We start from the raw sequence: 9217 nt of genomic DNA, 5'->3' as shown, positions 1-9217 counted from the left end.
CGTGCCCTCAAACGCCGGGCGGGCTGGATTTCGGGGCTCCGCCCCGGACCCCGCTCCTCAAACGCCGGAGGGGCTGAATGGTGCTGCGCCGGAGAGGCTGAGAATGACGCCCGTCGTCGCCCTTGCCGGTGGGGCCGCCTTCACCTTTTCCTACGCCGAGCACTCCGAGCTGCTGCGCGCCGCCGGTGCCGAGGTCGTCGTCTTCGATCCGCTCCGGGACGAGCAACTGCCGCCCGGAACAGCGGGGTTGGTCATCGGGGGCGGCTTCCCCGAGGTGTACGCCGCCGAGTTGGGCGCCAACGAGCCGCTCCGCAAGGCCGTCGCCGAACTGGCCCACTCCGGCGCCCCCGTGGCCGCCGAGTGCGCCGGGCTGCTCTATCTGGCGCGGTCGCTCGACGGGGCGCCGATGTGCGGTGTGCTCGACGCGGACGCGCGGATGTCGGAGCGGCTGACGCTCGGGTACCGGGAGGCCGTCGCCGTCGGGGACAGCGTCCTGGCGGCGGCCGGCACGCGGCTGCGGGGGCACGAGTTCCACCGGACGGTGCTCGAACCGGGGGCCGGTGCCGCGCCCGCGTGGGGGCTGGTGCGGCCCGAGCGCCGGGTGGAGGGCTTCGTACAGCAAGGCGTGCACGCGAGCTATCTGCATACGCACTGGGCGGCGGCGCCCGGCATGGCACGGAGATTCGTCGAAAGGTGCATGGCATGAGCGGCAGACTCGTCGGGGTCGGCGTGGGACCCGGTGACCCCGAGCTGGTGACGGTGAAGGGTGTGCGCCTTCTGCGGGAGGCCGATGTCGTCGTCGTACCCGTCATGGCGGCGGCCGACGGCACGGACGGCGGAGAGCCCGGCCGGGCCGAGGCGACCGTGCTGCACTACGTCGGCGCCGAGAAGGTCGTACGCGTCGTCTTCGCGCTCAACGAGCGCGGCGACCGGGCCCGTCGCGAGGCGGCCTGGGACGCGGCGGGCGGGCGGGTCGCCGAGCTGCTGCGCGCGCATCCTCACGGAAGCGTGGCGTTCGCGACGATCGGCGACCCCAACGTCTACTCGACCTTCACCTATCTCGCGCAGACGATCGGTGAGTCGGTGCCGGGGACGGTCGTGGAGACCGTGCCGGGGATCACCGCCATGCAGGACCTGGCGGCGCGCAGCGGCGCCGTACTGACCGAGGGCACCGAGCCGTTGACGCTGGTGCCGGTGACGGCGGGCGCCTCCGTACTGAAGGACGCTCTGGACGGCCCGGGCACCGTCGTGGCGTACAAGTTCGGACGGCTGGCGGGCGAGGTCGCGACGGCGCTGCGGGAGACGGGTCGTACGGAGGGCGCGGTGTGGGGGTCGGCGCTCGGGCTGCCGGAGGAGTCGATCCGGCCCGCCTCCGAGCTGGAGCGGGGGACGCTGCCGTACCTCTCGACGCTCATCGCGCCCGCGCGGCGCGACGGCGGGCGCGGGGGCAAGCTGTGAGCGCGTCGCTCGCGGACCGGTGCGTGTCAGCCGGCCAGCGCCACCACCAGCCAGATGAAGCCCACGCCGCCGACGGTGCACAGCAGTGTCGACAGCGCCGGGTGGTCGTGGTGCGCCTCGGGAAGGATCTCGGCGGCGGCCAGATACAGCAGGGCGCCGCCGAAGAAGCCGAGATAGCTGCCGAGCAGTTCCTCCGGAAGGGTGAACAGCAGCGTGGAGGCCGCGCCGACGACGGGGGCGACCGCGTCGGCGAAGAGCATCGCGAAGGCCCTGCGGCGGTCGTTCCCGTAGAGGCTGGTGAGCGTGTACGTGTTGAAGCCGTCGGCGAAGTCGTGGGTGATGACGGCGAGCGCGACGGTCGCGCCGATGCCGCCGCCGACCTGGAACGCGGCGCCGAGCGCGATGCCGTCCATCAGGCTGTGCACGACCATCGCCGACGCCGCCGTCAGGCCCACCTCGGGCGCGCGTTCGGGCCGTCCGGCGTCCCGGCCGTGCCCGTGCGGGTCGTCGGCGTCCGCCGCGCCGTGTGCGGCGCGCCGTACGGCCAGCAGGCGCTCCACGACGTGCGCGAAGAGGAATCCGCCGACGAACAGCAGGAGTGCCTGGTGGACGCCGAGGAAGTCCTCGCCCGCCACCTCCATGGCCTCGGGCAGCAGTTCGAGGCCGACCACGCCGAGCATCAGCCCGCCGGCCAGACCGAGTACGAGATGGCGGCGGTCGGTGACGCGCTGCGCCGTCCAGCCGCCGAAGAGCGTCATGAGGAACGCGCCGAGCGCGACGATCACCGCCATGCGCCCTTGCTAGCCGATCGGACCCCCGGTCCGCACGTTGACGTTCACCCCTTCCGCTCCCCCGCCCCGTTGACCCGCGAGGACCGCCGCTCATGACCGATACCACCGCCACCGCCGGCAAGGTGACCTTCGTCGGCGCGGGCCCCGGCGCCGCCGACCTGCTGACCTTCCGCGCCGCGCGCGCCATCGCCGCCGCCGACGTCGTCATCTGGGCGGCCAGCCTGGTGCAGGCCGAGGTGCTCGACCACGCGCGCGAGGGCGCCGAGATCCTGGACTCGGCGGCGCTTTCCCTGGAGGACGTCGTCGCCGTGTACGAACGGGCGGCGCGCGACGGGCTGAAGGTCGCCCGGATCCACTCCGGCGACCCGGCCCTCTGGGGCGGCACGCAGGAGCAGGCCGACCGCTGCGACGCGCTCGGTCTGGAGGTGGAGATCGTGCCGGGGGTCTCGTCGTTCTCCGCCGTCGCCGCCGTCGCGGGGCGGGAGTTGACGATTCCGGAGGTCGCGCAGTCCGTGATCCTGACCCGGCTGGGTGGTGGCAAGACGCCGATGCCGCCGGGTGAGGAGGTACGGGAGTTCGCCAGGCACGGCACGACGATGGCGGTGTTCCTGTCGGCCGCGCGGTCGGGACAGCTCACACAGGAGCTGCTGGAGGGCGGCTACCCGACGTCGACGCCGGTCGTCGTCGCCCACCAGGTGACCTGGCCGGAGGAGCTGGTCGTGCGCTGCACGCTCGGCACGCTGGAGGAGACCGTCAAGGAGCACAAGCTCTGGAAGCACACGCTGTTCCTGGTGGGGCCCGCGCTGGCCGCGTCGGGGACGCGCTCGCACCTCTACCACCCGGGGCACTTCCACGGCTTCCGGCGGGCGGACCCGGCGGCCCGCAAGGCGCTGCGCGAGGCTCGGCGCGAGACATCGCGTGAAACCCCAAGCGAGGAGCGGACCCGGGGCGCCGCGCGGTGATCACGGTCATCGGTACGGGGACGGGGACGCCGCTCTCCGCGGACTCCCTGCGGGCCGTGTCCGAGGCGACGTTGGTCGTCGGCGGGCGTCGGCATCTTGAAGAGGCCGCGGCGGAGGCCGGGCTGCCGGAGCGGATCTCGCGGGTGGTGCTCGGGCCGCTCGCACCGGCGCTGGACGTGATCGCGCGGCACCGTGCCGACGCGAGCGGCGGCCGTGTCGTGGTGCTGGCCTCGGGCGATCCTGGGCTGTTCGGGATCGTACGGGCGCTGGCGGGGCGCTTCGGGTCGGAGGCGCTCGACGTACGGCCGGCCGCGCCGTCCGTCGCCGTGGCGTTCGCCCGGATCGGTCTGCCGTGGGACGACGCGGTCGTCGTCAGCGCGCACGGACGCGACCTCCGTACAGCGGTCAACGTCTGCCGCGCGCACCCCAAGGTGGCCGTGCTGACCGGTCCGGGGGCGGGCCCGGCCGAGCTGGGGGCCGCGCTGGCGCACTCCGGGCTCCCGCGCACGCTCGTCGTCGCGTCGGCGCTGGGCGACCCGGACGGCGAACGGGTCGAGCACCTGTCCCCCGCCGACGCGGCCGGCCGCGACTGGCCGGAGCCGCTGAGCGTGGTGCTGTGCCTGGACGACGTACGGGCGCGGGCGCACTCCCCGGTGCCCCGCACGCTGGCCGGCCGTGCGCCGGGGCCCGCGCGCTGGGCGCTGGGCGAGGAGGAGTTCGCGCACCGGGACTCGATGATCACCAAGTTCGAGGTGCGGGCGCTGGCACTGGCGAGGCTCGGGCCGAGGACGGGCGATCTGGTGTGGGACGTCGGCGCGGGCTCGGGGTCGGTGGCCGTGGAGTGCGCGCGGTTCGGCGCGGCGGCGATCGCCGTGGAGAAGTCGCCCGACGGTGTCGAGCGCGTCCGGGCCAACGCCCTGGCGCACGGCGTGGACGTCCAGACGGTGCACGGGTCCGCGCCGGCGGCGCTGTCCGGACTGCCGGATCCGGACGCCGTGTTCGTCGGTGGCGGGGGCCGCGAGCTGCCCGCCGTCGTCGCGGCGTGCGCGCGTCGGGCGGGCCGGACGGTCGTGGTGTCGGTGGCCGCGCTGGACCGGGTACCGGCGGTGCGTGAGGCGCTGTCCGAGGCCGGGTTCGCCACCGGCGGCGTACTCCTGCACTCCGCGCGGCTCGCCCCTCTGCCGGGCGATGTGACCCGGCTCGCGGGCACGAATCCCGTCTTCCTGCTGTGGGGCGACCGCCCCGTTGATTCCCACCCTCCCCGAGGAGCGACCCAGTGATCGGCCTGATCTCCGCGACGGCGGCGGGCGCCACGGCCCGCGACCGCCTGGCCACGGCCTGGCCGGGCCGTACCCGCGTCTACGACGGCCCGGTGCGCGAGGCGGTGGAACGCGCGTTCGCCGAGTGCGAACAGCTGGTGTGCTTCCTGGCCACGGGGGCGACGGTACGGCTGCTGGCCCCGCTGCTGGCCGACAAGGCGACGGACCCGGGCGTCGTGTGCGTGGACGAGGCGGGGCGGTACGCGGTGTCGCTGCTCGGCGGCCACGGGGGCGGCGCCAACTCCCTGGCGACGGAGATCGGTTCCGTCCTGGCCGCGACCCCGGTGATCACCACGGCGACGGACGCCACGGGCGTCCCCGGCCTCGACACCCTGGGCCTGCCGGCCGAGGGCGCGGTGGCGACGGTGACGCGCGCGATACTCGACGGCGCACCGGTGACGCTGCGCGCGGACGCGGTGTGGCCACTGCCGCCGCTGCCGCCGAACGTGCGGCCGAGTGGGCCTCTTGGGGCCGGGCCCGAGGGCGAGCACGATGGGTCACCGGGTGGGGCCGACGGTGCGCGGAACGGCGCCGCGACGTCCCCGGAACCGACCCCTGGCACACCGGGGGCCCGAGCACCGCAGGTTGCTCCACCGCGCGGGCCCGGCGGGCCCCTGCCCGCCCAGCAGGCGTCGGCCGACGGCCCGGCACCCTCGGACGACGCCCCGCAGGACGCGGTCCCGCACGACCCGACACAGGCACCCACGCACCGGCCGACCGCCGGGGCGTCAGGCGGGCCCCTGCCCGCGCGGCAGCCGGTGCCCGGCCCGGCCACGGCCCCGGCCCCGACGTCGGCGGACGACGGCACGCCCCGCGACGGCGTCGCGCGGCTCCTCGTCACCGACCGGGCCGTCCCCCTCGGACCGACGGACGTCGTCCTGCGGCCGCCGTCGCTCGTCGTCGGTGTCGGTGCCAGCCGGGGCGCGGGCGTCGACGAGGTGTACGGGCTCGTCCTGGACGTCCTGCGTGACGCCGGGCTCTCGGCGCTCAGCGTCGCGGAGTTGGCGACCGTCGACGCCAAGGCGGACGAGCCCGGCGTCGTCGGGGCGGCCACCGCGTTCGGGGTGCCCCTCCGGACGTATCCGGCCGACGCGCTGGCCGCGATCGTCGTGCCCAATCCGTCGGACGCGCCGCTCGCGGCCGTCGGGACCCCGTCCGTCGCCGAGGCCGCCGCGCTCGCCGCCGGGCGGGGCGGTGAACTCCTCGTACCGAAGCGGAAGTCCAGCCCTGCGGGGCGGCCCGCGATGGCCACCTGCGCCGTCGTGCGCCGGGCCCCGCGCGGGCGGCTCGCCGTCGTCGGGCTCGGGCCGGGCGCGCGGGACCTGCTGACGCCGCGCGCCACGGCCGAGCTGCGGCGGGCGTCGGTGCTCGTCGGGCTCGACCAGTACGTCGACCAGATCAGGGACCTGCTGCGGCCCGGCACGCGCGTGCTCGAGTCGGGGCTCGGGCGCGAGGAGGAGCGGGCCCGTACGGCCGTGACGGAGGCCCAGGCGGGCCATGCCGTCGCCCTCATCGGCAGCGGCGACGCGGGCGTGTACGCGATGGCGTCGCCCGCGCTCGCCGAGGCGGCCGACGACATCGAGGTGGTCGGCGTGCCGGGGGTGACCGCCGCGCTCGCCGCCGCCGCGATCCTCGGCGCGCCCCTCGGGCACGACCACGTCTCGATCAGCCTGTCCGACCTGCACACTCCGTGGGAGGTCATCGAGCGCCGTGTCCGCGCGGCGGCCGAGGCCGACCTCGTCGTGACCTTCTACAACCCGCGCAGCCGGGGCCGGGACTGGCAGCTGCCCAAGGCGCTCGCCCTGCTGGCGGAGCACCGTACGGCGGCGACGCCCGTCGGAGTCGTACGCAACGCGTCCCGCCCCGACGGCACCAGCCACCTCACCACGCTGGCCCGGCTCGATCCGGCGACGGTGGACATGATGACGGTGGTGACGGTGGGCAACACGGCCACGCGTGAGATCGCGGGCCGCATGGTGACGCCACGGGGCTACCGGTGGCAGTCGGAGGGAGCCCGATGAGCCAGGACACCGGCGGCCGGGCGCGTGTCGTCCATCCCATCGAGGAGGAGTCCTTCCGCAGGCTGCGCGCCCGCGTCGACACCTCGCACCTCGCGCCGCTGACCCGCGCGGTCGTGGAGCGGGTCATCCACTCGGCGGCCGATCCGGCGTATCTGACGGATCTGGTCTGCGACGAGGCGACGCTGTCCGCCGCGCACGCCACGCTGCACGCGGGGGCGCCCGTCGTCGCCGACGTGGAGATGGTCGCCGCCGGGATCACCCGCCGCAGCGCGGTGTGCCGTCTCAAGGAGGCGGTGTCGGGGCCGGGGCTGACCCGCTCCGCGCACGCGGTGCGTCTCGCGTACGAACAGGTCGGGCCCGGCGCGATCTGGGTCGTCGGCTGCGCGCCCACCGCACTGGAGGAGCTGCTGCTCCTGGACGCCGCTCCGGCGCTCGTGATCGGGCTCCCGGTCGGTTTCGTCGGCGCCGTCGAGTCCAAGGCCGCGCTGCGCGAGAGCGGCCTCCCGGCGGTGTCCAACATCTCGGAGAAGGGCGGCTCCGCCGTTGCCGCCGCCGCGCTCAACGCCCTGCTCTACCACCCGTACGACCCGCCCCACCCGCACCAGCTCGCCAAGGAGAACGCGTGACCACCCCTCGACCCGCACTGCTCATCGCCGGCCACGGCACCAGGGACGCCGGGGGCGCCGAGGCCTTCCGGGAGTTCGTAAGGGAGTTGGGCAGGCGCCACCCCGAACTGCCCGTCGCCGGGGGCTTCATCGAGCTGTCGGCGCCGCCCATCGGGGACGCCGTCGCCGAACTCGTCGAGCGCGGCGTCACACGGTTCGCCGCCGTCCCGCTGATGCTGGTGTCCGCCGGGCACGCCAAGGGCGACATACCGGCCGCGCTGAAGCGCGAGAAGGAGCGCCACCCGGGGATCTCGTACACCTACGGCCGTCCCCTGGGCCCGCACCCGGGGCTGCTCACGGTCCTCGAACGGCGCCTGGACGAGGCGTCGGCGAAGCTGACGGGCCACGACGGCGACAGGTCCGAGGTGACCGTGCTGCTCGTGGGGCGCGGCTCGACCGACCCCGACGCCAACGCGGAGGTCCTGAAGGCGGCGCGCCTTCTTTGGGAGGGTCGCGGTTACGCGGGCGTGGAGACGGCCTTCGTGTCACTGGCCGCGCCGGACCTGCCGAGCGGACTCGACCGCTGTGTACGGCTCGGGGCGCGCCGGATCGTGGTGCTGCCGTACTTCCTGTTCACCGGGATCCTGCCGGAGCGCGTGGTGGGGCAGACGCGCGAGTGGGCGGCGGCGCATCCGGAGACCGAGGTGGTGTCGGCCGATGTGGTGGGGCCCACCGAGGAGTTGCTGGACCTGGTCATGGAGCGCTACCACGAGGCGGTCCGGGGCGATCTGCGGATGAACTGCGACTCGTGCGTCTACCGCGTCGCGCTGCCCGGCTTCGAGGACAAGGTGGGGGCGCCGCAGCAGCCGCACTTCCACCCGGACGACGACGGGCACGACCACGGCGGCCACGGGCACCACCACGGCCACGGCAGTCATGCGCACGCGCGCTGACGCCCACGAAGTGGGCCCTCACGACCTGCGGCACCACGGCGACGCCGAGGTACGGGACGACGGCGCGGAGTTGACCGACCTCGCGGTCAACGTCCGTCCTGGTACGCCGCCGGACTGGCTGCGGGAGCGGATCGCCGCGTCGCTCACCGGTCTCGCGGCCTATCCGGACGGGCGCGCGGCGCGGGCCGCCGTCGCCGCGCGGCACGGGCTGCCGGTGGAGTGCGTCCTGCTGACGGCGGGCGTCGCGGAGGCGTTCGTCCTGCTCGCCCGCGCCGTCGCGGCGCGCCGCCCGGTGGTGGTGCATCCGCAGTTCACGGAGCCGGAGGCGGCGCTGCTCGACGCCGGCCACACGGTGCGGCGGGTGCTGCTCGACGCCGGTGCGGGGTTCCGGCTGGATCCGGCCGCCGTCCCCGAGGACGCGGATCTGGTGGTGGTCGGCAATCCGACGAACCCGACGTCGGTGCTGCACCCGGCGGACGACCTCCGCCGGCTGGCGCGTCCGGGGCGGACGCTGGTGGTGGACGAGGCGTTCATGGACGCGGTGCCCGGGGAGCCGGAGGCCCTGGCGGGGCGCCGGGACGTGCCGGGGCTCGTGGTGCTGCGCAGCCTGACCAAGACGTGGGGGCTGGCCGGTCTGCGGATCGGTTACGTCCTGGCGGATCCGGCGACCGTCACGGCGCTCGCGGCCGCCCAGCCGCTCTGGGCGGTCTCGACGCCCGCGCTGGCCGCCGCCGATGCGTGCATGGCACCCGCCGCGCTCGCGGAGGCCGGGGCGGCCGCACGGCGTACGGCGGCGGACCGGGCCCATCTGCTGGCCGGGCTGGCCGAGTTCGAGGGGGTGCGCGCCGTGGAGCCGGCGGCGGGGCCGTTCGTCCTCGTACGGATGGAGTCGGCCGACTCCGTACGGGAGCACCTGCGCGCCCTGGGGTTCGCGGCGCGGCGCGGCGACACGTTCCCGGGGCTCGGCCCGCGGTGGCTGCGGCTCGCGGTACGGGACCGGACGACGACGGACCGTTTCCTGCGGGCGCTCGACAAGGCCCTGTCGGCGGTCCGCGCCTGAGGGGTGCTGTGGTCGGCCCGCCCTCAAGCGCCTTGCCGGGCGCTTGAC

The 9217-nt window shown here is 75.5% G+C and carries 8 protein-coding genes and 1 pseudogene; 8 read left to right on the top strand and 1 reads right to left on the bottom strand.

Going from position 1 to position 9217, the window contains the following annotated elements:
* Positions 1-706, top strand: a pseudogene (locus ACFUN8_RS35900) (cobyrinic acid a,c-diamide synthase); the annotation flags it as partial.
* On the top strand, positions 703-1458 hold the full coding sequence (gene cobI, locus ACFUN8_RS35895; RefSeq protein ID WP_383647235.1) for a precorrin-2 C(20)-methyltransferase: 756 nt from the start codon (positions 703-705) through the stop codon (positions 1456-1458). The pseudogene ACFUN8_RS35900 and the gene cobI, both read left to right, overlap by 4 nt.
* 26 nt (positions 1459-1484) lie before the next feature.
* Here cobI and ACFUN8_RS35890 read toward each other — a convergent pair whose 3' ends face one another.
* A complete protein-coding gene (locus ACFUN8_RS35890) occupies positions 1485-2249 on the bottom strand; it encodes a ZIP family metal transporter (protein ID WP_383647233.1) in 765 nt (254 codons plus the stop codon).
* 92 nt (positions 2250-2341) lie between these two features.
* Between ACFUN8_RS35890 and cobM the strand changes: the two genes are divergently transcribed.
* The 6 genes from cobM to cobC are packed head-to-tail and all read left to right on the top strand — an operon-like array spanning position 2342 to position 9169.
* Positions 2342-3211, top strand: coding sequence for a precorrin-4 C(11)-methyltransferase (cobM, locus tag ACFUN8_RS35885; RefSeq protein WP_383647230.1), 870 nt, complete (start codon positions 2342-2344; stop codon positions 3209-3211).
* Positions 3208-4491: a precorrin-6y C5,15-methyltransferase (decarboxylating) subunit CbiE gene (gene cbiE, locus ACFUN8_RS35880; protein ID WP_383647228.1), complete on the top strand. Its 1284-nt coding sequence runs from the start codon at positions 3208-3210 to the stop codon at positions 4489-4491. Before cobM ends, cbiE begins: the two co-directional genes overlap by 4 nt.
* The gene (gene cobJ, locus ACFUN8_RS35875) at positions 4488-6551 is read left to right on the top strand and encodes a precorrin-3B C(17)-methyltransferase (protein WP_383647226.1); all 2064 of its coding nucleotides are present in this window, start codon (positions 4488-4490) and stop codon (positions 6549-6551) included. The genes cbiE and cobJ overlap by 4 nt, the downstream gene beginning before the upstream one ends.
* Positions 6548-7177 carry a precorrin-8X methylmutase gene (locus ACFUN8_RS35870; RefSeq protein ID WP_383647224.1) on the top strand — a complete coding sequence of 210 codons (630 nt, stop codon included), beginning with the start codon at positions 6548-6550 and terminating at the stop codon, positions 7175-7177. The genes cobJ and ACFUN8_RS35870 overlap by 4 nt, the downstream gene beginning before the upstream one ends.
* A complete protein-coding gene (locus ACFUN8_RS35865) occupies positions 7174-8109 on the top strand; it encodes a sirohydrochlorin chelatase (RefSeq protein ID WP_383647221.1) in 936 nt (311 codons plus the stop codon). Before ACFUN8_RS35870 ends, ACFUN8_RS35865 begins: the two co-directional genes overlap by 4 nt.
* On the top strand, positions 8093-9169 hold the full coding sequence (cobC, locus tag ACFUN8_RS35860) for an Rv2231c family pyridoxal phosphate-dependent protein CobC (protein ID WP_383647219.1): 1077 nt from the start codon (positions 8093-8095) through the stop codon (positions 9167-9169). The genes ACFUN8_RS35865 and cobC overlap by 17 nt, the downstream gene beginning before the upstream one ends.
* Positions 9170-9217 lie beyond the last annotated feature (48 nt).

It is taken from the genome of Streptomyces sp. NPDC057307 (assembly GCF_042667665.1).
In the GTDB taxonomy this organism is placed as follows: domain Bacteria; phylum Actinomycetota; class Actinomycetes; order Streptomycetales; family Streptomycetaceae; genus Streptomyces.
Note: the sequence above shows the minus strand (reverse complement) of the source record. Positions and strands in the feature narration are given on the sequence as shown.